This window comes from Pseudomonas putida (assembly GCF_001636055.1).
In the GTDB taxonomy this organism is placed as follows: domain Bacteria; phylum Pseudomonadota; class Gammaproteobacteria; order Pseudomonadales; family Pseudomonadaceae; genus Aquipseudomonas; species Aquipseudomonas machongensis.
This window is the reverse complement of the sequence record NZ_CP011789.1, coordinates 5,492,501-5,515,934: the sequence shown is the minus strand read 5'-3', so window position 1 is coordinate 5,515,934 and position 23,434 is coordinate 5,492,501. Positions and strand designations below refer to the sequence as shown.

Sequence of the window (23,434 nt, the reverse complement as noted above, 5' to 3'; positions counted from 1 at the left end):
ATGCGGCAAAAACGCCTAGGCTGTAGCCAACCTAGCCGAAGTGACAGGACTTGAGCCCGTCATCCAATCGGATCAAATTGTTTCAGGAGGAATCAGCGCATGCATTCACCTCGACGGGTCGCGATCCTGGGGGGCAACCGTATTCCCTTCGCCCGCTCCAATGGCGCCTACGCCACTGCCAGCAACCAGGCGATGCTGACTGCCACTCTCGAAGGCCTGGTGGAGCGTTACCGCCTGCATGGCCAGCGCCTGGGCGAGGTGGTGGCGGGGGCGGTGCTCAAGCATTCGCGGGACATGAACCTGACCCGCGAGTGTGTGCTCGGTTCACGCCTGTCGCCGCAAACCCCTGCCTACGATATCCAGCAAGCCTGTGGCACGGGCCTTGAGGCGGCGCTGCTGGTGGCCAACAAGATCGCTCTAGGGCAGATCGACAGTGGTATTGCTGGCGGCGTGGATACCACCTCGGACGCGCCGATCGCCATCAATGAAGGGCTGCGCCGAGTCTTGCTGCAGGCGAACCGGGGCAAGCAGTTGAGCGAGCGCCTGAAGCCCTTCCTGAAGGTGCGTCCGAGCTTCCTGAAACCTGAGTTTCCACGCAACGGCGAGCCACGCACTGGGCTGTCGATGGGCGAGCACTGCGAGCGCATGGCGCAGACCTGGCAGATCGGCCGTGCCGAACAGGACGAACTGGCACTGCTCAGTCATCGCCATCTGGCTGCGTCCTACACCGAAGGCTGGCACGACGACCTGCTCACGCCCTACCTCGGCCTGACCCGCGACAATAACCTGCGCCCGGACCTCACCCCTGAGCAGTTGACCAAGCTCAGACCGGTGTTCGACAAGGGCGCTCAAGGCACCCTGACTGCCGGAAACTCCACGCCGCTGACCGATGGCGCCTCGCTGGTGTTGCTTAGCAGCGAGGCCTGGGCCGAGGCGCGCGGGTTGCCCGTACTCGCCTATCTAGTCGATGGCGAGACCGCGGCGGTGGACTTCGTCAAAGGCCAGGAGGGGCTGCTGATGGCGCCGGTTCATGCCGTGCCGCGGCTGCTGGCGCGCAATGGCCTGAGCCTGCAGGACTTCGACTACTACGAAATCCACGAGGCCTTCGCGGCCCAGGTGCTGTGCACGCTCAAGGCCTGGGAGGACGAGCGCTACTGTCGCGAGACACTGGGGCTGGAGGGCGCGCTAGGCTCGATTGATCGCAGCAAACTCAACGTCAAGGGCAGCTCGCTTGCGGCAGGGCACCCGTTCGCCGCCACCGGCGGGCGCATTCTGGCCAACATGGCCAAGCTGCTGGCCACGGCGGGCAAGGGGCGCGGTTTGATCTCGATCTGCGCGGCGAGCGGGCAGGGGGTGACCGCGATCGTCGAGCGTTGAGGTGTTAACCTTGTCGGACCCACGACAATAAACAGTGCCATGCAGACCCTCGGACAGATTTCCGCCCCCCGCGCCATCCCCGACCTCGAGCAACTGCCCAGGCCACTCTACGCCCGTGCCGAAAGCCTCGGCGCGGGTTCCTGGACCACCCGCCACCGGCACGATTGGGTGCAGTTTTCCTACGCGATCAGCGGTGTGCTGGGGGTCTACACCAGCGGTGGCAGCTACTTCGCGCCACCGCAGTGGGGGGTATGGATCCCGGCCGGTCTCGAACACGAAGTGGTGACCTCGATGCAGGCCGAGATGCGCAGCCTGTATGTGCGTCGCGATGCCTGTACCTGGGCTGCCGACGAATGCCGGGTACTCGAAGTGACTCCGCTGGCGCGGGAGCTGATCAAGCAGTTCTGCCAGATGCCCGCGTCGTATCCCGAAGGCGACAGCGCCGAGGCGCGCCTGGTAGCCGTCTTGCTCGACCAGTTGCAGGCGTTGCCGCAGGTGGGGTTTTCGCTGCCGCTGCCGCGCCATGCCGGGTTGCTCGCACTGTGCAATCAGTTGATTGCCGCGCCAGACCAGGCACAGACCCTGCAGCAATGGGCGCTGCAGTTGGGCTGCTCGGAGAAGACCCTGATGCGCCTGTTCCAGCGCGAAACGGGGCTGAGCTTCCGTAACTGGCGCCAGCGCATGCGGCTGTTGTCATCGCTGGCGTTGCTGGAGGCGGGGGAGAGCGTGACCGATGCAGCACTAGGCTGCGGGTATGACTCGACATCGGCCTATATCGCGGCGTTCAAGCAACTGTTCGGTGCGACGCCTGGGGAGCTTCGTTTCTAGCGACGACCGACCAAGTCTTACCCGGCGTTACTTCGAACGGTTAATGCGAACAACTCGCTTCTCACGTTCAATACGGAACTGTCTGACCGATCTTCCTTTTGCTCCAACGTAACGTCCGCCTCTCGAGCCAATATCCTGAGAGGCATTTCCATGACTGGATCACTGATTTTACTGCGGCGCCATCCGCTGGCGGCAACCCTGACGTTCACCTTGGGCGCAAGTCTGGCTGCCAATGCCGCGGACTTGGGGCCTGGCGAGTTTGCGCTGGTCTCCCCTGGAGACCCTGTCGAGGATTGGCACCTGGGCAGCGGAGCGCGTCTTGACGTGCGCCCGGGCGCCGAGACCGGGCGTATCACTGGATTCGACGGCGGTCAGGTCAACGTCGAGGGAGCCAAGGTGAGTTCGACCGACAGGGCTGCAATCAGCATCGTGGACGGTGCGGTCAACCTGACCAATGCCACGGTAGTCAGCACCGGCTCCATCGGTATGGCCCTTGGAACGATGGGCGATGACACTTTGACGTCTACGGCAATCTTGAGCGGCAGCAGTGTGCGCGGTGCCACCACTGGGGTGGAGTTGGACTCGGCTGATCTGCACGCGCGCAGTTCGCGCATCCACGGTGACAGAGCAGGTGTGGTACTCAAGGGCGGAACACTTGCGTTGCATGAAGGGACCGTGGTGTCGGGGGGCGTCGGCATGGAAGTCGGTACACCGGAGTTCTGGCAAAAGGATCTGCCCAATCAGGTCGTTGTTCAAGCCAGTCTGATCGAGGGGCAGCAGGGTAGTGCGGTAGTGGTTCGTGACGCACAGGTGGACATCCGGGTGGCCGACGGAGGCCAACTCAAAGGCGCCAACGGCGTGCTGCTTGAGGTCATCAAGGGCGGCGAGGCCTTGCTTCACGTGAGCAACAGTCGCCTGGAAGGCGACATCCGCGTCGAGCAGGGTGCCAGTGCTGATATCACCCTGGACAATGCGGCGCAGTTACGAGGCCAGCTACATAATGTCCAGCAGTTGCAGATTGGCGCGCAGTCCAGGTGGGAGACGGTAGCGGACGCTCAGGTCGGCGCTCTCGACTTGCGCCAGGGTTCGGTAGTCGTGCAGTCAGGCAGTATTTTGCGAGCCGACACCTTGCAAGGAGAGGGTACGTTCTGGCTCGACCATAGCCGCTTGCAGATAGACAGTCATGCCAGCGGCAGCTTTGCCTTGCACCTGGCAAGTTCTGGCCATGAGCCACAGGGGCCGGTGGTCGGAATCGGCAGTGGTGATGCGACGTTCGATCTGGCATCCGGCCCGGTCGATGCAGGGGCCTTTGCTCACGAGTTGGTCCGCGAAGGTGACCAGTGGAGTTTACGGCCACAGGTCGACATGCGGGGCAAGGCGAGACTGAGCAATGCCGGTGAGACGGCGATGGCGTTCGACAGTTCGCTTGAAGCCGCGTCGCAGGTCGAGTCCCGATGGGTTGTCGGACGCATCGAAAAACTGCGGACCAATGGTGGTTCAGCCGGGTTGTGGATGCATACCGGCACGACCGGCTTTGATGTCGACAGTGCAGTCGGCACCCGCTACACCCAGCGCGTTGGTGGCTTTGCCCTGGGCGCTGATACTTTGCTCGATGATACTTGGCGGGTCGGTGCGGCAGTGGGGCTCAGTCATTCGGCGATTGGCCTGCAGCGCGGCTCATCTGCAACACTGAACAGTTACTTCTCCGCGTTGTATGCCGGTTGGGGCGACAACTCCGGTTACTACGCCGATGCTGCGCTCAAGCTCAACCTGTTCGATGGCACCCTCGATGCCCGGGCTCACGATGGACGCAGGGTGTCCGGCAATCGCCGTCAGGGGGGGTATGGGCTCACGCTGGAGACTGGTCGTCGCTTGAGCCTTGATCAAGGTTGGTATGTGCAGCCTTTTGTACAACTGAGTGCCGCGATCGTGCAGGGACAGCGCAGCAGCTTGAGTAATGGGCTTGAGGTCGAGTCATCCAACCAACACCTGAACATGGGGGCGCTCGGTATCAAGGGGGGGCGCGTCATCGTCTTGAACAATGGTCTGGAACTGTCGACTCATGGCCGCATCTCGGTGATGGACAACCTGGGTGGCACGCGCAGGGTCAGCCTCAACGGTCATGAACTCGACAACAGGTTCAGCAGCGGGCGCACCGAGATGGCATTGGGCGTATCGTCCGAGGTGCTGTCAGGCTGGACAATCAGCACGGAGGTTGAGGCGGCCCGCGGGCGCAATGTTGATCAGCGTTATGGGATCAACCTCGGCCTGAGCCACTCGTTCTGAGTGAGGCGCGCCACACCGAGGGTTGCGGTGTGGCGCGTGAACGTCAGGTCCTGAACCGCCGCACCAACGCATCCAGCTCGTTGGACAACCCTTCCAGGCTCTGGGAGTCCTGCCGCGCCGCTTGCGCAAGCTCGGCCACCAACTGCGCATCGCCGTGAATCTGGCTGATATGCCGATTGATGTCCTCGGCCACCTGGTGCTGCTCTTCGGCGGCGGTGGCGATCTGGGTGTTCATGTCACGGATGATGTCTACCGACTCGCGGATCTGCCCGAAGCTGTCGCGCGCCAGGCCGATGCGGTTGACCGACTGCTGCGACACCTCAAGGCTGGCATGCATCTGCTCGGCCACTTCGGCGGTACGGTTGGCGAGGTTGCCCAGCAGCCCGTCGATCTCGGCGGTGGAGTCGGCGGTGCGCTTGGCCAGGGCGCGGACTTCGTCGGCTACCACGGCAAAGCCACGGCCCTGCTCTCCGGCGCGGGCCGCTTCGATGGCGGCGTTGAGGGCCAGAAGGTTGGTCTGCTCGGCGATCGAGCGGATGGTGCCGAGAATCGACTGGATCGCGTTGCTGTCGCGCTCCAGTTGCTGGATCGACTGCGCCGATTGCTCGATCTCCTGGCTCAGGCGGTCGACGCTCTGTACGGCCGCATCTATCTGCTGTTGCCCTTCGCGTGCCTGTTGCTGACCGCTGTCGGCCGACTGCGCAGCCTGGCTGCAGGAGCGCGCCACTTCGTTGGCGGTGGCGACCATTTCATGGAAGGCGGTGGACACCATGTCCACCGCCTCGCGCTGACGGCCGGCGGCTTCGGCCATGTCGCCGGACACCCGGGTGGAGCTGGCCGAGGTGCTGAGGATCTTGCCGGCGGCGCCGCCGATATGCTGGATCAGGCTGCGAATCGCCCCCAGGAACTGGTTGAACCAGTTGGCCAGTTGCGCGGTTTCGTCGCTGCCTCGCACTTCGAGATTACGGGTCAGGTCGCCTTCGCCCTGGGCGATGTCTTCCAGGCCGCTGGTGACGCTGTTGATCGGCCGGACGATGAGCTTGGCGAAGGCAGCGCCAGCCACGGCGAAGACTGCCGCCAGCACCAGTGCGAGGGTGCCGATCAGCCAGGTCAGGCGGGTGGTGGTCTGCATCACCTCGTCCTGGCGGATCAGGCCGATGAAAGTCCAGCCCAGGCGCTCGTCGGGGTAGATGTTGGCCATGTAGCGCTCGCCGTCGAGTGTCACTTCGGCCAGGCCCTTGCCGGCCTTGGCCAGCTCGGCGTAGCCGCCGCCGAAGCTGTCCAGCTGCTTGAAGTTGTGGCTGGCGTCTCGCGGGTCGACCATGACGTTGCCGTTGTTCTCCATCAGGATCAGGTAGCCGCTGTCACCCAGCTTGATCTGCTTGACGATCTCGGTCAGCCCCTTGAGCGAGACGTCGATGTTGACCACGCCGCCCGGGCTACCGAGCTGGTTGGCCACGGTGCGCACGGTGCTGACCAGCACGGCGTCGTCGCCGGCCCAGTAGTAGGGCGCGGTGCGCAGGGTCTTGCCGGGGCTGGCCATGGCGGCCTGGTACCAGGGGCGGGTGCGTGGGTCGTAGCTGGCCATCTTCGGATCGCCCGGCCAGAACGCGTAGCCGCCGTCTTTCACGCCGTATGACACGTACGCGTAGTCGGGGTGGCTCTGGGCCAGGCGGGTGAACTGGTCGTACAGCGCCTTGTCCTGCTCGCCCAGGGGAATCTGCGCGGCGTCGGCGGCAATGTACTTCTTGAGATTGTCGGCGCTGGCGGTGACCAAGGGCTGGCTGGCGAGGTACTCGACGTTCTGTGCAATGCCCTGGAAGAAGATGTTCATCGCGTTGCCGACCTGGCGGATCTCCCGGCTGCTGCCATCCAGGAAGTCGTCCTGCGCTTCTTCACGCAGGTTCAGTACCACTACGGTGGCGACCAGAACGATGGGCAGGCCGGCAATGACGGCGAAGGCCCAGGTCAATTTTTGCTTGATGTTCATCCACGCTCCCGGATTTTTTCTTGTCGACGCATGAAACTGGTATACAGGGCATCGGCAGGGCGCAGGAATTTCTGAGTGAAACTCCCGTATTTATTGGATGAAACTTGAAATTGAGGTCGGTTCGGCCAGGGATGGCTAATATGGCATACCAAAATACTGCCGCGGGCCGTCAGGCAGCCCCCGGCAGCGCTCAGTGGCAGCATTCACCTTCGTTCGCCAGGTCCCTGAGAATCGGGCAGTCGGGGCGATCATCGCCCTGGCAGTGGGCGACCAGCTCGCTCAAGGTATCGCGCAGGCTCACCATCTCCTCGATCCGCCGGTTCAGTTCGTCGATATGCTGTGTCGCCAGCGCCTTGACGTCGGCGCTGGCGCGCTGGCGGTCCTGCCAGAGTGTCAGCAGCCGGGACACTTCTTCCAGGGAAAACCCCAGGTCGCGCGAGCGCTTGATGAACGCCAGGCTGTGCAGGTCTTCCTGCTGGTACAGCCGATAGCCGCTGTCGCTGCGCAGCGCCGGCTTGAGCAGTCCGATGGACTCGTAGTAGCGGATCATCTTGGCGCTGAGCCCGCTGCGCCGGGCGGCTTGGCCGATGTTCATGGCGTCTCCTTCGAAGCGATGCCGGTGGGCTTCCAGGTCTTGAGCCACAAGGCGTTGCTCACCACGCTGACGCTGGAGAGCGCCATGGCCGCGCCAGCCAGAACCGGGTTGAGGAAGCCAAAGGCGGCAAGCGGGATACCGATCAGGTTGTAGATGAACGCCCAGAACAGATTCTGACGGATCTTGGCGTAGGTCTTGTTGCTGATTTCCAGGGCTGCAGGTACCAGGCGAGGGTCGCCGCGCATCAGGGTGATGCCGGCGGCTTGCATTGCTACGTCCGTGCCGCCTCCCATGGCGATGCCGATATCGGCGGCGGCCAGGGCCGGGGCATCGTTGATGCCGTCGCCGACCATGGCCACCACGGCGTTCTGCTTGAGTGCGTTGACGGTGGCCGCTTTGTCGGCTGGCAAGACTTCGGCGTGCACATCGTCGATGCCCAGCGCCTCGGCGACCACCTTGGCGCTGCCGCGGTTGTCGCCGGTCAACAGGTGACTGCTGATGCCCTGTGAGCGCAGTGCCGCGATCGCCTGCTCGGCGCCGGGCTTGAGGCTGTCACCAAAGGCGAACAACCCGAGCACGCGGGCATGCGGTGCGCGCTCGATCAACCACGACAACGTGCGACCTTCGGCTTCCCAGGCCTGGGCCTTATCGAGCAGGGCGCCGGGCTCGAGGCCGCTTTCGTCGAGCAGGCGTCGGTTGCCCAGGGCCAATACCCGGCCTTCGACCGTACCGGCGATGCCGCGCCCGGTGAGCGACTGGCTATCGCTTACCAGGGGAATCTCCAGCCCTTGCTCAGCGCCACCATCCAGCACGGCCTTGGCCAGCGGATGCTCGCTGCCGCGTTGCAGGGCTCCGGCCAGGCGCAGCAGGTCGTGTGTATCGCCGACGGCGGCTTCGCTGTGGACGATGCGGGGGCTGCCGGAGGTCAGGGTGCCGGTCTTGTCGAAGACCACGCGATTGACCGCATGGGCTCGCTCCAATGCTTCGGCGTCCTTGATCAGGATGCCATGGCTGGCTGCCACACCGGTGCCGGCCATGATCGCCGCTGGTGTGGCCAGGCCCAGAGCGCAAGGGCAGGCGATCACCAGCACCGCCACGGCGTTGATCAGTGCGCTTTCCAGCGGTGCGCCGGCCAGCCACCAGGCGACCAGGGTGATCAAAGCCAGCACCAGCACTGCCGGGACGAACACTTGGCTGACCCGGTCGACCAGCTTCTGGATCGGTGCCTTGGCGGCCTGGGCGTCTTCGACCAGGCGAATGATCCGCGCAAGTACGGTTTCGGTGCCCAGGGCCAGGGTGCGCACCAGCAGGCGTCCTTCACCGTTGATCGCACCGCCGGTGACCTTGTCGCCGGGCTGTTTGGGCACTGGCAGGCTTTCGCCGCTGATCAGCGCTTCGTCGGCGTGACTGCTGCCTTCGATCACCTCGCCGTCGACCGGGAAGCGCTCGCCGGGCTTGACCAGCACCAGATCGTCCAGGCGCAACTGGCTGATCGCTACGTCTTCTTCGCGGCCTTCGACCACGCGCAATGCGCGTTCGGGGCGCAGGGCTTCCAGGGCGCGAATGGCACTGGCGGTCTGGCGCTTGGCACGGCTTTCCAGGTATTTGCCCAGCAATACCAGGGCGATTACCACGGCCGAGGCTTCGAAATAGAGGTGAGGCTCCATGCCCACATGGGCCTGCGACCATTCATACAGGCTCAGGCCATAGCCAGCGCTGGTGCCGAGCGCCACCAGCAGGTCCATGTTGCCTGCGCCGGCACGCACGGCTTTCCAGGCGGCCTTGTAGAAGCGTGCGCCGAGGATGAACTGCACCGGTGTCGCCAGTACGAACTGAGCCCAGGCCGGCAGCATCCAATGCAAGCCGAACGGCTGCACCAGCATTGGCAGTACCAGGGGCAAGGCCAGCAGCAGGGCGGCGATCACCGCGAGGCGTTCGTTGCGCAGGCGTCGCTGCGCGTCATGGCGATCGTCCTGGGCGGTACGTGGCAGGCTGGCGCTGTAGCCGGCCTTTTCCACGGCGCCGATCAAGGCGTCGTCGCTGACGCCCTCGAGTACCCTGAGGTGGGCGCGTTCGCTCGCCAGGTTCACGCTGACCTGCTCGACGCCGGACACCTTGCCCAGGGCGCGCTCTACGCGGCCGACACAGCTGGCGCAGGTCATGCCGCCCACCTGAAGTTCAAGGGTGCGGCTCGGCACGCTGTAGCCGGCCTTGCGCACGGCCTCGAGCAGGTCCGGCAGGCTTTCGGCCGGAGCCTGGACCCTGGCCTGTTCGGTGGCAAGGTTGACGCTGACCTGTTCGGCGCCGTTGACCTTACGCAGCGCGCGCTCGACGCGGCCGACGCAACTGGCGCAGGTCATGCCGCTGATCGGCAGGTCGAAGGTAGTTGATGCGGACATGGGCTTTCCTCCGTGATCGAGCCTGCAGCATCAAGCTTGCCATGTTGGTAAGGTCAATACCCCAGGCCGGCTCGCTTCAATTCCAGTCCATTCTGGCCCACGGCGATCCGGTATTTGTTGATCTGGCCCGCTTGCAGGTTGAGGCGGGTGCTGCGCTGGTCTTCGACGCCGGGTGCACAACCGGGCACCTGCCCGGGCAGCAGGCGCAGGCGCACGTCCACCGGTCCAGGCGGCAGGTTGAACGAGGTCGATTGTTCCTGGAACACACGGCCGGAAAGCTGGTCGTTGAGATACACACCGATTTCGCAGCTGGTGGCCACTTCCAGGCGTTCCCGGGAAATGATCAGCACGCTGTAGTCCGAATTGCCCTCGGCGCTGACCGGTGGCACGACGGCCACGGCACTCAGCAGCCCGACGAGGCCCAATGCTGCCCTGATCATGAAACTTCTCCTGGTTGGCGAGTCGTCAAAAGCGCAGCTTGGCCGAGCCGCTCGCGGATTTCCAGCCCGGCCGTTTTGTGCAGAACTTGACCTTGCCATGATGGCAAGCTTGAAACTCTCCGCAAAACCCAGATGGAGGTAGTTCCAATGCAAGTCTTCAATGTGCAGGGCATGAGCTGCGGTCATTGCGTCAAGGCAGTGACCCGTGCGGTTCAGGAGCAGGATGCGACGGCGCAGGTGGAGGTCGACCTGGGCGCCAGACAGGTGCGGGTGCAGAGCCAGCTCGGGGCGCAGCAGATCCTGGAGGCGATCCGTGAAGAGGGTTATCAGGTCGAGCCGGCCTGACGACGATGAACGGTGGTACCTGCTGCGGGTATCACCGTTTTCGGGCGTAACTGTTACAAAGCTTTTCATACCAGGCCGACCCCCAGTGCAGTTAGACTAGCCCGTTGCTTAGCCTGCTATGGATTTCCGATGAACCTGCGCATCCTGTTGATCCTCGGCGCTCTCTCGGCCTTCGCGCCATTGGCGATCGATTTCTATCTCCCCGCGTTCCCTGCCATGGCCCAGGCCTTCGGCACCGATGAACAGCACGTCCAGACGACCCTGGCTGCCTATTTCCTTGGTTTGTCGCTTGGCCAACTGGCCTATGGTCCGATCGCCGACCGTTTCGGCCGACGCAAGCCACTGTTGTTCGGTATCAGCCTTTTCACCCTGGCGTCGCTCGCCTGCGCCTACGCCCCGGACCTCGACACTCTTGTGGTGGCGCGGTTCATCCAGGCATTGGGTGGGTGTGCGGGCATGGTGTTGTCGCGTGCCATCGTCGTCGACAAATGTGACGCGGTGGGGGCAGCCAAAGCGTTCTCGCAATTGATGCTGGTGATGGGGCTCGCGCCGATTCTCGCGCCAATGCTCGGTGGCGTGCTGATCAATGTGTCTGGCTGGCAGTCGATCTTCCTGGTGCTCAGCCTGTTCAGCGCCGCCTGCCTGCTGGCCGTGAGCCTGGGGCTGCCGGAAAGCCTGCCAGCCCATGTGCCCCGCCAGCCGCTGTCGGGTGCCTTGCGTCAGTACCTGCGGCTGCTGGGCGATCGGGTGTTCCTGGGGCATGCGCTGACGGGCGGCATCGCCATCGCCGGCATGTTCGCCTATATCGCCGGTTCCCCGTTCGTGTTCATCAAGCTCTATGGTGTACCGGCCGAGCATTACGGCTGGCTGTTTGGCACCAATGCTGCCGGTTTCATCCTCTGCGCCCAGGTCAACGCCCGACTGCTGGCCAAGCGCGGCCCTGCCTTCCTGCTGGCCCGAGCGGTATGGCTCTACCTGGCTGCCGGGTTGGTACTGCTGGGGGTGGCGCTGCTGCGTCCGACGCAGTTGTGGCCATTGCTGGTGCCGCTGTTCGTTTGCATCGCCAGCCTGGGCTGCATCATTCCCAACGCCTCGGCCTGTGCCATGAACGGGCAGGGGGCCAGGGCCGGCAGCGCATCGGCATTGATGGGCAGCCTGCAGTTCAGCGTCGCCGCAGGCGCGGCAGCGCTGGTGGGGGTTCTGCACGATGGCAGCGCAGTGCCGATGGCCTTGGTGATCAGCTTGTGCGGTGTGCTGGTGGTCAATGTCGCGATGCTGACTCGACGCCTCCAGTCCAGGCAGGCTGCATGAGGGGGTGAGGGGCCTTCAGGCGTGTCTCCAGAACGGCGACGAATGCCCGGGCCTCCGCCTCGCTGCGAAAACTCACCACATGTTGATCGAGCTGTACCTGCCAGGGGCAGTTGGGGTGGCGGTTCGATGTACTGACGACAATCTTCATCGCGGCATCCTCCAGTCGGGGTGAGAGCGAAATCAGTGTAGCGCCGTCCCTATTGCCCGCCACATGCCGGGGTGACGTCCTGACTGACGGTCACCCGAGGGACGAAAGGCTGATTCAACCAAGATGCGAACCTTCGCTTTTTCTTGCCCTACTTGTGGAACTCGACTGTCGGCATTGTTCCTCTGCTGTGGCCTTTATCTGGCAAGGAATCTGGCTAGGTCCGGGATGTTAGAGGGGATGCTGATAGCGCTCGTCATTTACGGGCTTTTTTCGATCTCGTGAAGGGTGCTACTACCCTCGGTCTTGTGTCGCGAAACGTTGGCCAAACCCAGCTAGTACAGGGCTTTCGGCGGCTTATACTTGCCCCCAAGAGCGGTTTCCCCACCAGGCGGTGTTTCCCACACTGCCTGACAGGCTGCAACCCACACTATCTGCTGCAACCTCTGGCCAGTCCCACTGCCATGATGGCCATTGGATAAAAAACGGATCTTGCAATGGAGTTGATAGAGTATGAAAGCAGTCAGCAGTATCAGTCAGATCGCCGGTCTGATGGCCGAGCCCAAGCGCAGTGCCATGCTCTGGGCCCTGATCGATGGATCTTCTCGGCACGCTGACGAGTTGGCACTCATGATTGGCGTTACGCCGTCATCGGCCTGCGCGCACTTGTCCTTGTTGTCTGCTGCCGGCCTGCTGCGCCTCGAGGCACGTGGGCGCAAGCGCTATTTTCGACTGGCCACCCCCGAGGTGATCGCCGCGGTCGAGGCACTGGCCAGCGTGCAGCTTGGCGGTCGTGGCGAATGCCAGGGATCGGTCAGGCCGTTGCAGGTGCCGCTGTCGTTGCGCAGGGCGCGACGTTGTGGCGATCACCTGGGTGGCGAAATTGCGGTAGACCTGTATCGGCGCATGGTGTCCGCTGGTTGGTTGGAGGGCAATGACCTGCACCCTACCGTGAGCCTGGAAGGGCGTGTGCAACTGGCCGCGATTGGCGTCTACATCGATGCGCTGGCGCCGCGCCAACGCGGTGCCTGTGTGGTCTGCCACAGCAGCGAGTGGAGTGACAACGGCCCCCACCTGGGCGGTGGTGTTGGGCAAGCGATGCTCAGGTTGTTCATGCAGTCTGGCTGGATACGCGAGCAGGAGGGGTCCCGCGTGATGCAGATTTCTTCCCTGGGTATTCAAGAGATCAACCGTATCGCGCGGGTGCCGGCATTGCAGGTGGGTTGAAGTGCCCCTTTAATGCCGGCTGTGCTCGTCCACTCAAACCAGACGTGCATCCAGGCTGTTCTGTGCCAGGCGCATTGCCTGCTCTTGGGACATGCCCAGATGCTGGTACAAGGCGTGGAAGTTTTCCGTGACATATCCGCCGAAGTAGGCCGGATCATCGGAGTTCACCGTGACTTTGACCCCACGCTCGAGCATGTCGAGGATGTTGTGCTGGCTCATATGATCGAACACGCAGAGCTTGGTGTTCGACAGCGGGCAGACGGTCAGCGGAATCTGCTCGTCGATGATGCGTTGCATCAGCCGCTCATCTTCGATAGCTCGCACGCCGTGGTCAATGCGCTTGATTTTCAGCAGGTCGAGGGCTTCCCAGATGTACTCGGGCGGCCCTTCCTCGCCGGCGTGGGCAACGGCGACCAGGCCTTCGTTGCGGGCTCGGTCGAAGACGCGCTGGAACTTGCTTGGTGGATGGCCTTTCTCCGAGCTGTCCAGGCCCACGGCAATGAAGGCATCGCGGAATGGCAGGGCCTGGTCGAGGGTCTTCTCGGCCTCCGCCTCGCTGAGGTGGCGCAGGAAGCTCAGGATCAGGCCGCTGCTGATACCCAACTGCTCGCGACCATCCTTGAGCGCCTGGTTGATGCCGCCGAGCACCACCTCGAAGGGGATACCCCTGTCGGTATGGGTCTGTGGGTCGAAAAAGGGTTCGGTGTGAATGACGTTCTGCGCCTTGCAGCGTTGCAGGTAGGCCCAGGTCAGGTCGTAGAAGTCCTGCTCGGTGCGCAGTACATCAGCGCCCTGGTAGTAGAGGTCGAGAAACTCCTGCAGGTTGTTGAACGCGTAGGCGCTGCGCAGCGTCTCCACGTCGGCCCAGGGCAGGGCGACCTTGTTGCGTTCGGCCAGGGCGAACAGCAGTTCCGGCTCCAGCGAACCTTCCAGGTGCATATGCAGTTCGGCCTTGGGCAAGGCATTGAGCCAGTCATACATAGGGTGTGTTCTCGAATCAGGTACGGTTGGCCGACATTCTACAGGGCTATGCGCTATTCGGTAGGGCGGGGCTGACCGACAGCCCCGCTGTGCTTCAACCGGCGATCAGTGCGGCTGCCGCCTGACGATGGTCGGCGATCAGGCCCTGGACATCGAGTCCCTCGATCTGGCCATCGATCACGCGCCAGTGTCCGCCGACCATGACTCGGTCAGCCCGGTCCGCCGCGCACAGCAGCAGCGCCGACAGCGGATCGTGGCTTCCGGAGAAACGCAGTTCGTCGAGCTTGAACAACGCCAGGTCCGCCTGCTTGCCCACCGCCAGCTCCCCAATGTCGCTACGGCCCAGCAGTTGCGCCGAGCCACGGGTTGCCCAGCCCAGCGCGCGCTCGGGCGTGATCTGCTCGGCGCCGTAGCGCAGGCGTTGCAGGTAGAGGGCCTGGCGCGCTTCGAGGATCATGTTCGAGGCATCGTTGGACGCCGAGCCGTCTACACCCAGGCCGACTGCGGCCCCGGCCGCTTCGAGCTCGATGGTCGGGCAGATTCCCGAGGCCAGGCGCATGTTCGAGCTCGGGCAATGGCAGATGCCGGTGCCGGCAGCGCCCAGGCGCGTGATTTCGTCGGGGTTGAAATGGATACCATGGGCCAGCCAGGTGCGTGGGCCGAGCCAGCCGACACTGTCCAGATAGTCCACGGTGCGCAGGCCGAAGCGCTGCAGGCAGAAGTCTTCCTCATCGAGTGTTTCGGCCAGGTGGGTATGCAGGCGCACGTCCAGCTCTTCGGCCAGGCTGGCGCTGGCGCGCATGATCTCAGGCGTGACCGAGAAGGGTGAGCAGGGCGCCAAGGCTATCTGGATGCGCGCACCTTCGCCACGCTCATGATAACTGTGGATAAGTCGCTGACTGTCGGCCAGGATCACTTCGCCTTGTTGCACTGTCTGCTGCGGGGGCAAGCCGCCGTCCGCTTCACCCAGGCTCATCGAGCCGCGGGTCAGCATGGCGCGCATGCCGAGCTTGCGTACGACCTCTACCTGTACGTCGATGGCGTGGTCCAGACCTTCCGGGAACAGGTAATGGTGATCGGCGGCGGTGGTGCAACCCGACAGCAGCAGTTCGGCCAGTGCAACCTCGCTGGCGAGCGCCAGTTTGGCCGGGGTTAGCCGTGCCCACACCGGGTAGAGGGTCTTGAGCCAGGGAAACAGTGGTTGGTTGACCACAGGAGCCCATGCGCGGGTGAGGGTCTGGTAGAAGTGGTGGTGAGTGTTGATCAGACCTGGCAGCACAACGTGCTCACGGGCATCGAACACTTGGTCACAGGCGGTGTCGGGCTGTTCGCCGAGGGCGAGCAGTTGGCTGATGCGGCCGTTTTCAATGACCAGGCCACCGCGGGCATCGGTACCGTTGGCAGTGAAGATGGCAAGGGGGGATTTCAACCAGATACGGGTCGCAGGCATGGTGCCGGCTCCTCTGAAAGTGGGTTCAGGGTTAGCCAGCTCAGTGTTGCCCTGTCTGCTGATCCAGGTCCGCCGCGAGGCGAGGCATCGAGTCTACTGCCTCGCCACGTGGCTTTCAATTCACCAGGTCAGGGCGTCACCCTTGTAGTTGATAAAGCGCAGGCCGCCCTGGCCGCTTTGCTCGTTGATCCGGTCGAGCATGCCGCGTGTGCTGGTGAACACGTCGATTTCCGCGTTCTCGCCGCCCATGTCGGTCTTCACCCAGCCTGGGTGCATGGCCAGCACGCTCAGGTCGGAACGCTGCAACTCAACCACGAAGCTGTTGATCATCGAGTTGAGCGCGGCCTTGCTGGCCTTGTACAGGCAGATCTCGTTGCCATCAGGGCTGGTCACGCTACCCAGGCCCGAGCTCATGAACGCCAGCACCCCGGTGTTTTCGCGGATCTGCCCGACCAGGCGACGCGCCACACGGATGGGCGCAACGGCATTGGTCATGAACAGGTCGCCGATCTGCGTGTCTTGCACGGTTTCCAGGTCTTGTGGCAACGGTCCCATGACTCCGGCATTGACGAAGACCAGGTCGAAAATCTCGCCTTGCACACGCTGCTTGAGGTCGTCGAGCAAGGCGGTATCGTTCATTTCCAGGGATTCGATGCGCACACCTGCGACATCTTTTAGGGCACCCGGCTTGCTTGCATCGCGCACGGTGGCTGTCACGTTCCAGCCGTCTTCACGCAGACGTTGTGCCAAGCCCAGTCCCAATCCGCGGGAGGCGCCGATGATGAGGGCGTTTTTGCTTGTGGACATGTGGATGCTCCGAGGTCGCTTGAAGAAGGGTATCGAGGATACTCCAGGCGGGGGCGACTCGCCTGCGTTGCGTTTGTACAAAAAATGATCAGACGCGCCGCGCCGTGTGCTGGTGGGCGCCCTGCCTGTTGGCGCACGGGTTATCCACAGGCTGTTCCACAGTTATTGTGTGCAAGCACGTGGGCGGCGGGAAAGCTCGTGAAAGCCGGGCGATGGGGATAACTCTCCGGGTTTCAGTCGTTTGCGGGTGTCATCAAACAGTGATCAAAATATGCTCAATCGGCTGAAAGCCATACGTGGCAAGGCTTGCCAAAGAATGCCCCAAGCTTATCCACAGGCAGGCCCACAGCAGTTGTGGGCACCTTTCAGCGAGGCTCCAGACGAATCCGGCCACGGCTGAGGTCGGACAATTGCTGCTGGAAGGTCTGTACGTGCTCTTCGCCCAGCGCCAGGAGTAGATCGACGCCGTTTGCCGTGAACTGTTCGTCCAGCACCAGCCCGTCGGCCTCGGCCAGGCGCAGCTTGAGCAAGGCCAGTTCGCTGAACGTGCAACTGCAGGTGAATTCGCTGCGCTGTACCAGCAGCCGTTTCGGCGCCTGTTGCAAGCACTTGTTGGCACCCCCGCCATAGGCACGGGCCAGGCCTCCGGTGCCGAGCTGGATACCGCCATACCAGCGGATGACCAGCACCACCACCTGATCGCAGTCCTGGGCTTCGATCGCCGCAAGAATTGGACGTCCGGCGGTGCCGCCCGGCTCGCCATCATCGCTGCTGCGGTATTGCGCGCCTATTTTCCAGGCCCAGCAATTGTGGGTAGCGCCCAGGTCGCTGTGACGTTCGATGAAGCTCATCGCCTCGGCGGCACTGCTGACAGGGCCGGCGAGGGTGATGAAGCGGCTCTTGCGGATGTCTTCGCGGAACTCGCAGAGCTCAAGCAGGGTAGAGGGCATAGGTCCGGGTCACGCGGGCGGGGTGATGCCGCAGCCTTTGAGAATGATGTGGATAAGGTTGTTGCTGGCGTCTTCCATGTCCTGCTTGGTCAGGCGGCTGCGGCCGGTGACCTGGCAGATCTGGGTGGCGAAGTCGGCGTAGTGCTGGGTACTGCCCCAGAGCAGGAAGATCAGGTGCACAGGGTCTACCCGGTCCATCTTGCCGGCCTCGATCCAGGCCTGGAACACTGCGGCGCGCCCGCGGAACCACTCGCGGTAGTCGGCGCTGAAGTATTCGCTCAGGCACTGGCCGCCGCTGATCACTTCCATGGCGAAGATCCGAGATGCCTGCGGGTTGCGCCGGGAGAACTCCATCTTGGTGCGAATGTACTGGCTCAACGCCACGGCTGGGTCGTCCTCGACGCTCAAGGCGTTGAAGGTGCTGTCCCACAATTCGATGATGTTACTGAGCACGGCAATATAAAGGCCGAGCTTGTTGGTGAAGTAGTAGTGCAGGTTGGCTTTGGGCAGGTTGGCCTTCAGCGCGATGGTGTTCATGCTGGTGCCCTTGAAGCCATGACGGGCGAATTCGTCCTCGGCGGCCTGGATGATGGCCTGTTCGTTCTTTTGGCGAATGCGGCCGGCGGGCTTGCCCGAGGCGGAGAGGCGATGCGCAGGGACTTCAAAGGTCATGGACGTTTCCGTACGGGGTCTGTGGGCAACGGATGTCGGACAGATTACCTGCCTGTGCCGAAGTGACAAGCATTAGCGCGTTGCCGCAAGGCTTTCGAGAAAACTTTCCAGCACCAGATTCGGACGCCGTCCCTTGCGCGTCACCCAGCTCAGGCTCAGGTCATAGAAGCGTTGCGTCGGTTTCAGTGCCCGCAGGCGGCCCTGCTGGACCCAGAACATGGCGTAGTGATCGGGCAGGTAGCCGATGTAGCGCCCGGTGAGGATGAGAAAGGCCATGCCCTCGCGGTCCGAGGCGCTGGCAGTGCAGTTCAGTGCCTGGTAGTGCGCCTGGATGTCGGCTGGCAAACGGAAGGTCGGAGCGATGGCTTCCTGGCTGTTGAGGCGCTGATCGTCGATTTTCTGATCCTCGGCATAGAACAGGGGGTGGCCGACTGCGCAGTAGAGCAATGAACGTTCGCTGTACAAGGGCTGGTATTCCAGGCCCGAGAGCGGACTGGTCTGCGGCACCACGCCGACATGCAGGCTGCCGTCCAGCACCCCTTGTTCGACCTGGCTCGGGGCGATCATGCGAATCTGGATGCGCACATCCGGCCCACGATCCTTGAGCTCAGCCAGCGCGTGGGTGATGCGCATGTGAGGCAAGGTAACCAGATTGTCGGTCAGGCCGATATTGAGTTCGCCACGCAGGTGCTGGTGCAGTCCGTTGACCTCGGTGCGAAAGCTCTCAAGGGCGCTGAGCAGTTGCAGCGCCGATTGGTAGACCTCGCGGCCTTCTTCGGTGAGCGAAAAGCCTGCCCGGCCACGCTGGCACAAGCGCAAGCCCAGGCGCTGTTCCAGGTCGTTCATCTGCTGGCTGATGGCCGAGCGTCCGATACCCAGTACGTTTTCCGCCGCCGAAAAGCCGCCGCACTCGACGACACTGCGGTAAATCTTCAGCAGACGAATATCGAAATCGCTGACTTGCGCGAGAGGATCGGGGCGACGACTCATAAGTTTAGTCCGCTGCTAACTGAAGATTAGAAATGTTGGCTTTTTCAGACTTTATCCCCGTGACAATTTAGCTGCAACAACAGCCATCGTTGCCTAGTCGTCTTCCGAGGAACCGCCGATGAACATGCCCGAAACCGCCCCGTCCGGCCTGGCCAGCCAGCTCAAGCTGGATGCTCACTGGATGCCCTACACCGCCAACCGCAACTTCCAGCGTGATCCACGCCTGATCGTGGCCGCCGAAGGCAATCACCTGGTTGACGACAAGGGGCGCAAGATCTTCGACGCACTGTCGGGCCTGTGGACCTGCGGCGCTGGGCATACCCGCAAGGAAATCACCGACGCGGTGACGCGCCAGCTGAGCACACTGGATTATTCGCCGGCCTTCCAGTTCGGCCATCCGCTGTCGTTCCAGCTGGCCGAGAAGATCGCCGAGCTGACGCCGGGCGACCTCAACCATGTCTTCTATACCAACTCCGGCTCCGAGTGCGCCGACACCGCGCTGAAGATGGTGCGTGCCTACTGGCGCCTGAAAGGCCAGGCAACCAAGACCAAGATCATCGGTCGTGCCCGTGGTTACCACGGCGTGAACATCGCTGGCACCAGCCTGGGTGGGGTCAATGGCAACCGCAAGATGTTCGGCCAACTGCTGGATGTCGACCATCTGCCTCACACCGTGCTTCCGGTGAACGCTTTCTCCCGCGGCATGCCGGAAGAGGGCGGTATCGCCCTGGCCGACGAGATGCTCAAGCTGATCGAATTGCATGACGCTTCGAACATCGCCGCTGTGATCGTCGAGCCGCTGGCCGGCTCCGCTGGCGTGCTGCCTCCGCCGAAGGGTTATCTGAAGCGTCTGCGTGAAATCTGCACCCAGCACAACATCCTGCTGATCTTCGACGAAGTGATCACAGGCTTCGGTCGTATGGGTGCGATGACCGGCTCCGAAGCCTTCGGCGTCACTCCGGATCTGATGTGCATCGCCAAGCAGGTGACCAACGGTGCCATCCCGATGGGGGCGGTGATCGCCAGCAGCGAGATCTACCAGACCTTCATGAACCAACCGACGCCGGAGTACGCCGTGGAATTCCCCCATGGCTACACCTATTCGGCTCACCCTGTGGCCTGCGCTGCCGGTATCGCTGCGCTGGACCTGCTGCAGAAGGAAAACCTGGTGCAATCCGCCGCCGAACTGGCGCCGCACTTCGAGAACCTGCTGCACGGCGTCAAGGGCACCAAGAATGTCATCGACATCCGTAACTACGGCCTGGCTGGCGCGATCCAGATCGCAGCGCGCGATGGCGATGCGATCGTGCGTCCATACGAGGCGGCCATGAAACTGTGGAAGGCCGGCTTCTATGTCCGCTTCGGGGGTGACACCCTGCAGTTCGGCCCAACCTTCAACACCAAGCCGCAGGAACTGGATCGCCTGTTCGACGCGGTAGGCGAAGCCCTGAACCAGATCGACTGATCTTTCCGACGCTGACGACAGGCGCCTGAGCGCGCCTGTTCCAACCTTCTTTATCTGGAGTTCTGCATGAGCATCGTTCAGCACCTGATCAATGGTGAGCTGGTTTCCAAGGGCGGTCGCACCGCCGATGTCTTCAACCCGTCGACCGGCCAGGCTACGCGCAAGGTCGAACTCGCCAGCCGCGCCACCATCCAGGAAGCCATCGACTCGGCCAAGGCCGCATTCCCGGCCTGGCGCAACACGCCCCCGGCCAAGCGCGCCCAGGTGATGTTCCGCTTCAAGCAATTGCTGGAGCAGAACGAGGCGCGCATTTCGCAGATGATCAGCGAAGAGCACGGCAAGACCCTCGAGGATGCCGCCGGCGAACTGAAGCGTGGTATCGAGAACGTCGAGTTCGCCTGTGCTGCGCCCGAAATTCTCAAGGGCGAGTACAGCCGCAACGTCGGCCCAAACATCGATGCCTGGTCCGACTTCCAGCCGCTGGGCGTGGTGGCTGGCATTACCCCGTTCAACTTCCCGGCGATGGTGCCGCTGTGGATGTACCCACTGGCGATCGTCTGTGGCAATGCGTTCATCCTCAAACCGTCGGAGCGTGACCCGAGCTCGACCCTGTTCATTGCCCAACTTCTGCTGGAGGCCGGCCTGCCCAAGGGCATCCTCAATGTGGTGCACGGCGACAAGGAAGCGGTGGATGCGCTGATCGAAGCACCGGAAGTCAAGGCTCTGAGCTTCGTGGGTTCGACACCGATCGCAGAATACATCTATGCCGAAGGCACCAAGCGCGGCAAGCGTGTGCAGGCGTTGGGTGGTGCGAAGAACCATGCGGTGCTGATGCCCGATGCCGAGCTGGACAATGCGGTGAGCGCCCTGATGGGTGCGGCCTATGGTTCGTGCGGCGAGCGCTGCATGGCGATCTCGGTGGCGGTGTGCGTGGGCGACCAGGTTGCCGATGCGCTGATCGCCAAGCTGGAGCCACAGATCAAGGCGCTGAAGATTGGTGCCGGCACTTCTTGCGGGCTGGACATGGGGCCGTTGGTCACTGCCGCTGCACGTGACAAGGTCGTAGGCTATATCGACGATGGCGTGGCTGCGGGTGCCAAGCTGGTGGTGGATGGCCGTGGTTTCCGCGTTGCGGGCAATGAAGACGGTTACTTCGTTGGGGGGACGCTGTTCGACAACGTCACTCCGGAGATGCGCATCTATAAAGAGGAGATCTTCGGGCCGGTGCTGTGTGTGGTACGAGTGCAGAGCCTGGAAGAGGCGATGCAGCTCATCAACGATCACGAATACGGCAACGGCACTTGCATCTTCACCCGTGACGGTGAAGCGGCGCGTTTGTTCTGTGATGAGATTGAAGTGGGCATGGTAGGGGTGAACGTGCCGCTGCCAGTGCCGGTGAGCTATCACAGCTTTGGCGGCTGGAAGCGTTCGCTGTTTGGTGACCTGCACGCCTATGGGCCGGATGGGGTGCGCTTCTATACCCGTCGTAAGGCGATTACCCAGCGTTGGCCGCAGCGCAAGAGCCATGAAGCGTCGCAGTTTGCGTTCCCGAGCTTGTAAGCTTGTGGTGATGTGAGAAGCGGGGAGGCCGACAGGCCTCCCCGTTTTGGTTTGTGGGGTGGGTGAGGCCTGGTTTGGATTAATGGGTGACTGCAAGGTGCCTGCCTTGGGGTTTCTGGCACCCTTAAAATCGAGCGCCGCCCGCGCGGCGCTTCGCGGGCAAGTCGGAGCGCCGAACCGCCGCCCCTACATTTGTTTCGGGCCAGTTATGCCTGTGCCACAGGCGCGCGACCGCCTGGTGTGTACGACTCGGTACCGCGCCGTGCGCCAAAGGGGGCGCGCGAAAATGCCACAGGACTCACTGGCCAGAAACAAACTGTGGGAGCGGGCTTGCCCGCGAAGCGCCGCGCGGGCAGCGCTCGATCTTGTAGGCGCAGCAGAGTTTGAGGCAGGCACTTGGTGGCCTATATAAGGTCTGCGCCGAGGATCTTTCAAATAACTGAAATAAAAGGTTGACGCCCTCTCAGATCCCCTTATAATGCGCCCCACTTCCGCAGCAAACGGAACGCAAAACTTCTTGTTAATCAATGAGTTAAGCGATTTCGGCAAGGCGTGAAGGGCTTCGGTCACCTGATCGGCAGCGGTGAAAAAGGCAGTTGACAGCATCTTCGAGTGCTGTATGATTCGCCTCCCGCTACGAGAGATCGCAGCGAGTCAAGTGTTTGAAGCTAAACGAGTTTCTCGCGAAAAACTTCAAAATAAACGCTTGACAGCCAATGAGGAAAGCGTAGAATGCGCGCCTCGGTTGAGACGAAAAGCTCTTAACCAACCGCTCTTTAACAAATCGAATCAAGCAATTCGTGTGGGTGCTTGTGAGTACGGACTGATAGTCGCCAAGATTATCAGCATCACAAGTGGCCATGCGAGAAATCACATAGTCATTTGAGATTGCTGAGCCAAGTTTAGGGTTTCTTAAAAACCCAAGCAGTATTGAACTGAAGAGTTTGATCATGGCTCAGATTGAACGCTGGCGGCAGGCCTAACACATGCAAGTCGAGCGGATGACGGGAGCTTGCTCCTTGATTCAGCGGCGGACGGGTGAGTAATGCCTAGGAATCTGCCTGGTAGTGGGGGACAACGTTTCGAAAGGAACGCTAATACCGCATACGTCCTACGGGAGAAAGCAGGGGACCTTCGGGCCTTGCGCTATCAGATGAGCCTAGGTCGGATTAGCTAGTTGGTGAGGTAATGGCTCACCAAGGCGACGATCCGTAACTGGTCTGAGAGGATGATCAGTCACACTGGAACTGAGACACGGTCCAGACTCCTACGGGAGGCAGCAGTGGGGAATATTGGACAATGGGCGAAAGCCTGATCCAGCCATGCCGCGTGTGTGAAGAAGGTCTTCGGATTGTAAAGCACTTTAAGTTGGGAGGAAGGGCAGTAAGTTAATACCTTGCTGTTTTGACGTTACCGACAGAATAAGCACCGGCTAACTCTGTGCCAGCAGCCGCGGTAATACAGAGGGTGCAAGCGTTAATCGGAATTACTGGGCGTAAAGCGCGCGTAGGTGGTTCGTTAAGTTGGATGTGAAAGCCCCGGGCTCAACCTGGGAACTGCATCCAAAACTGGCGAGCTAGAGTATGGTAGAGGGTGGTGGAATTTCCTGTGTAGCG

The 23,434-nt window shown here is 62.3% G+C and carries 18 protein-coding genes, 1 rRNA gene and 2 pseudogenes (1 of these 21 only partly in view); 9 read left to right on the top strand and 12 right to left on the bottom strand.

Annotated elements, in window-relative coordinates; genetic code table 11:
* The first annotated feature begins 99 nt into the window (after positions 1 to 99).
* The 3 genes from AB688_RS24670 to AB688_RS24660 all read left to right on the top strand — a co-directional run bounded on the left by AB688_RS24670 (position 100) and on the right by AB688_RS24660 (position 4,491).
* Positions 100 to 1,377, top strand: coding sequence for an acetyl-CoA C-acetyltransferase (locus tag AB688_RS24670; protein WP_063546254.1), 1,278 nt, complete (start codon positions 100 to 102; stop codon positions 1,375 to 1,377).
* A 39-nt stretch (positions 1,378 to 1,416) separates the two neighbouring features.
* Entirely contained in the window at positions 1,417 to 2,205 is a 789-nt protein-coding gene (locus tag AB688_RS24665) for an AraC family transcriptional regulator (RefSeq protein WP_054895195.1), read from the top strand.
* Between the two features lie 150 nt (positions 2,206 to 2,355).
* Positions 2,356 to 4,491: an autotransporter outer membrane beta-barrel domain-containing protein gene (locus AB688_RS24660; RefSeq protein ID WP_063546252.1), complete on the top strand. Its 2,136-nt coding sequence runs from the start codon at positions 2,356 to 2,358 to the stop codon at positions 4,489 to 4,491.
* Between the two features lie 43 nt (positions 4,492 to 4,534).
* Here the strand turns inward: AB688_RS24660 and AB688_RS27630 are convergent.
* The 5 genes and pseudogenes from AB688_RS27630 to AB688_RS24640 form a co-directional block, all read right to left on the bottom strand.
* A pseudogene (locus tag AB688_RS27630) lies at positions 4,535 to 5,131 on the bottom strand (methyl-accepting chemotaxis protein); the annotation flags it as partial.
* Between the two features lie 309 nt (positions 5,132 to 5,440).
* Positions 5,441 to 6,325 (bottom strand): annotated as a pseudogene (locus AB688_RS27625) (cache domain-containing protein); the annotation flags it as partial.
* A gap of 346 nt (positions 6,326 to 6,671) precedes the next feature.
* Positions 6,672 to 7,076 (bottom strand): Cu(I)-responsive transcriptional regulator, encoded by a 405-nt coding sequence (gene cueR, locus AB688_RS24650; protein WP_054895192.1) that lies wholly within the window; start codon positions 7,074 to 7,076, stop codon positions 6,672 to 6,674.
* Positions 7,073 to 9,475 carry a heavy metal translocating P-type ATPase gene (locus AB688_RS24645; protein WP_063546248.1) on the bottom strand — a complete coding sequence of 801 codons (2,403 nt, stop codon included), beginning with the start codon at positions 9,473 to 9,475 and terminating at the stop codon, positions 7,073 to 7,075. The genes cueR and AB688_RS24645 overlap by 4 nt, the downstream gene beginning before the upstream one ends.
* A gap of 53 nt (positions 9,476 to 9,528) precedes the next feature.
* Complete coding sequence (locus AB688_RS24640; protein ID WP_054895190.1) at positions 9,529 to 9,915, bottom strand: hypothetical protein; 387 nt, start codon at positions 9,913 to 9,915, stop codon at positions 9,529 to 9,531.
* A gap of 147 nt (positions 9,916 to 10,062) precedes the next feature.
* Between AB688_RS24640 and AB688_RS24635 the strand changes: the two genes are divergently transcribed.
* Both AB688_RS24635 and AB688_RS24630 read left to right on the top strand, forming a co-directional pair.
* The gene (locus AB688_RS24635; protein ID WP_063546246.1) at positions 10,063 to 10,260 is read left to right on the top strand and encodes a heavy-metal-associated domain-containing protein; all 198 of its coding nucleotides are present in this window, start codon (positions 10,063 to 10,065) and stop codon (positions 10,258 to 10,260) included.
* 129 nt (positions 10,261 to 10,389) lie between these two features.
* Positions 10,390 to 11,571: a multidrug effflux MFS transporter gene (locus AB688_RS24630; RefSeq protein ID WP_054895188.1), complete on the top strand. Its 1,182-nt coding sequence runs from the start codon at positions 10,390 to 10,392 to the stop codon at positions 11,569 to 11,571.
* Here the strand turns inward: AB688_RS24630 and AB688_RS27315 are convergent.
* Positions 11,522 to 11,719: a hypothetical protein gene (locus tag AB688_RS27315; protein ID WP_081255318.1), complete on the bottom strand. Its 198-nt coding sequence runs from the start codon at positions 11,717 to 11,719 to the stop codon at positions 11,522 to 11,524. The genes AB688_RS24630 and AB688_RS27315 overlap by 50 nt on opposite strands.
* 510 nt (positions 11,720 to 12,229) lie before the next feature.
* Here AB688_RS27315 and AB688_RS24625 point away from each other — a divergent pair.
* Positions 12,230 to 12,943 carry an ArsR/SmtB family transcription factor gene (locus tag AB688_RS24625; protein WP_063546244.1) on the top strand — a complete coding sequence of 238 codons (714 nt, stop codon included), beginning with the start codon at positions 12,230 to 12,232 and terminating at the stop codon, positions 12,941 to 12,943.
* Positions 12,944 to 12,976: 33 nt separating this feature from the next.
* On the opposite strand, the gene AB688_RS24620 is transcribed toward AB688_RS24625, so the two are convergent.
* The 6 genes from AB688_RS24620 to AB688_RS24595 form a co-directional block, all read right to left on the bottom strand.
* Positions 12,977 to 13,924, bottom strand: a complete 948-nt coding sequence (locus tag AB688_RS24620) for an adenosine deaminase (protein WP_063546242.1) — start codon at positions 13,922 to 13,924, stop codon at positions 12,977 to 12,979.
* Between the two features lie 94 nt (positions 13,925 to 14,018).
* On the bottom strand, positions 14,019 to 15,374 hold the full coding sequence (locus tag AB688_RS24615) for an 8-oxoguanine deaminase (protein WP_063546240.1): 1,356 nt from the start codon (positions 15,372 to 15,374) through the stop codon (positions 14,019 to 14,021).
* A gap of 120 nt (positions 15,375 to 15,494) precedes the next feature.
* A complete protein-coding gene (locus AB688_RS24610) occupies positions 15,495 to 16,181 on the bottom strand; it encodes an SDR family oxidoreductase (RefSeq protein WP_063546238.1) in 687 nt (228 codons plus the stop codon).
* Positions 16,182 to 16,546: 365 nt separating this feature from the next.
* A complete protein-coding gene (locus AB688_RS24605; RefSeq protein WP_063546236.1) occupies positions 16,547 to 17,131 on the bottom strand; it encodes an IMPACT family protein in 585 nt (194 codons plus the stop codon).
* Between the two features lie 9 nt (positions 17,132 to 17,140).
* The gene (locus tag AB688_RS24600; RefSeq protein WP_054895183.1) at positions 17,141 to 17,803 is read right to left on the bottom strand and encodes a TetR/AcrR family transcriptional regulator; all 663 of its coding nucleotides are present in this window, start codon (positions 17,801 to 17,803) and stop codon (positions 17,141 to 17,143) included.
* 72 nt (positions 17,804 to 17,875) lie between these two features.
* Entirely contained in the window at positions 17,876 to 18,793 is a 918-nt protein-coding gene (locus AB688_RS24595; protein ID WP_063546234.1) for a LysR family transcriptional regulator, read from the bottom strand.
* Between the two features lie 118 nt (positions 18,794 to 18,911).
* On the opposite strand from AB688_RS24595, the gene AB688_RS24590 reads away from it, so the two are divergent.
* The 3 genes from AB688_RS24590 to AB688_RS24580 form a co-directional block, all read left to right on the top strand.
* The gene (locus AB688_RS24590; RefSeq protein ID WP_063546232.1) at positions 18,912 to 20,258 is read left to right on the top strand and encodes an aspartate aminotransferase family protein; all 1,347 of its coding nucleotides are present in this window, start codon (positions 18,912 to 18,914) and stop codon (positions 20,256 to 20,258) included.
* Between the two features lie 66 nt (positions 20,259 to 20,324).
* Entirely contained in the window at positions 20,325 to 21,818 is a 1,494-nt protein-coding gene (locus AB688_RS24585; protein ID WP_063546230.1) for a CoA-acylating methylmalonate-semialdehyde dehydrogenase, read from the top strand.
* Positions 21,819 to 22,750: 932 nt separating this feature from the next.
* Positions 22,751 to 23,434 (top strand): 16S ribosomal RNA (locus AB688_RS24580) (it continues 853 nt past the right edge of the window).

What these genes read in the sequence shown, in the direction of transcription:
- AB688_RS24670 (WP_063546254.1), top strand. Translation starts at nt 100, where the DNA reads ATGCATTCACCTCGACGGGTCGCGATCCTGGGGGGCAACCGTATTCCC.
- AB688_RS24665 (WP_054895195.1), top strand. Translation starts at nt 1,417, where the DNA reads ATGCAGACCCTCGGACAGATTTCCGCCCCCCGCGCCATCCCCGACCTC.
- AB688_RS24660 (WP_063546252.1), top strand. Translation starts at nt 2,356, where the DNA reads ATGACTGGATCACTGATTTTACTGCGGCGCCATCCGCTGGCGGCAACC.
- cueR (WP_054895192.1), bottom strand. Translation starts at nt 7,076, where the DNA reads ATGAACATCGGCCAAGCCGCCCGGCGCAGCGGGCTCAGCGCCAAGATG.
- AB688_RS24645 (WP_063546248.1), bottom strand. Translation starts at nt 9,475, where the DNA reads ATGTCCGCATCAACTACCTTCGACCTGCCGATCAGCGGCATGACCTGC.
- AB688_RS24640 (WP_054895190.1), bottom strand. Translation starts at nt 9,915, where the DNA reads ATGATCAGGGCAGCATTGGGCCTCGTCGGGCTGCTGAGTGCCGTGGCC.
- AB688_RS24635 (WP_063546246.1), top strand. Translation starts at nt 10,063, where the DNA reads ATGCAAGTCTTCAATGTGCAGGGCATGAGCTGCGGTCATTGCGTCAAG.
- AB688_RS24630 (WP_054895188.1), top strand. Translation starts at nt 10,390, where the DNA reads ATGAACCTGCGCATCCTGTTGATCCTCGGCGCTCTCTCGGCCTTCGCG.
- AB688_RS27315 (WP_081255318.1), bottom strand. Translation starts at nt 11,719, where the DNA reads ATGAAGATTGTCGTCAGTACATCGAACCGCCACCCCAACTGCCCCTGG.
- AB688_RS24625 (WP_063546244.1), top strand. Translation starts at nt 12,230, where the DNA reads ATGAAAGCAGTCAGCAGTATCAGTCAGATCGCCGGTCTGATGGCCGAG.
- AB688_RS24620 (WP_063546242.1), bottom strand. Translation starts at nt 13,924, where the DNA reads ATGTATGACTGGCTCAATGCCTTGCCCAAGGCCGAACTGCATATGCAC.
- AB688_RS24615 (WP_063546240.1), bottom strand. Translation starts at nt 15,374, where the DNA reads ATGCCTGCGACCCGTATCTGGTTGAAATCCCCCCTTGCCATCTTCACT.
- AB688_RS24610 (WP_063546238.1), bottom strand. Translation starts at nt 16,181, where the DNA reads ATGTCCACAAGCAAAAACGCCCTCATCATCGGCGCCTCCCGCGGATTG.
- AB688_RS24605 (WP_063546236.1), bottom strand. Translation starts at nt 17,131, where the DNA reads ATGCCCTCTACCCTGCTTGAGCTCTGCGAGTTCCGCGAAGACATCCGC.
- AB688_RS24600 (WP_054895183.1), bottom strand. Translation starts at nt 17,803, where the DNA reads ATGACCTTTGAAGTCCCTGCGCATCGCCTCTCCGCCTCGGGCAAGCCC.
- AB688_RS24595 (WP_063546234.1), bottom strand. Translation starts at nt 18,793, where the DNA reads ATGAGTCGTCGCCCCGATCCTCTCGCGCAAGTCAGCGATTTCGATATT.
- AB688_RS24590 (WP_063546232.1), top strand. Translation starts at nt 18,912, where the DNA reads ATGAACATGCCCGAAACCGCCCCGTCCGGCCTGGCCAGCCAGCTCAAG.
- AB688_RS24585 (WP_063546230.1), top strand. Translation starts at nt 20,325, where the DNA reads ATGAGCATCGTTCAGCACCTGATCAATGGTGAGCTGGTTTCCAAGGGC.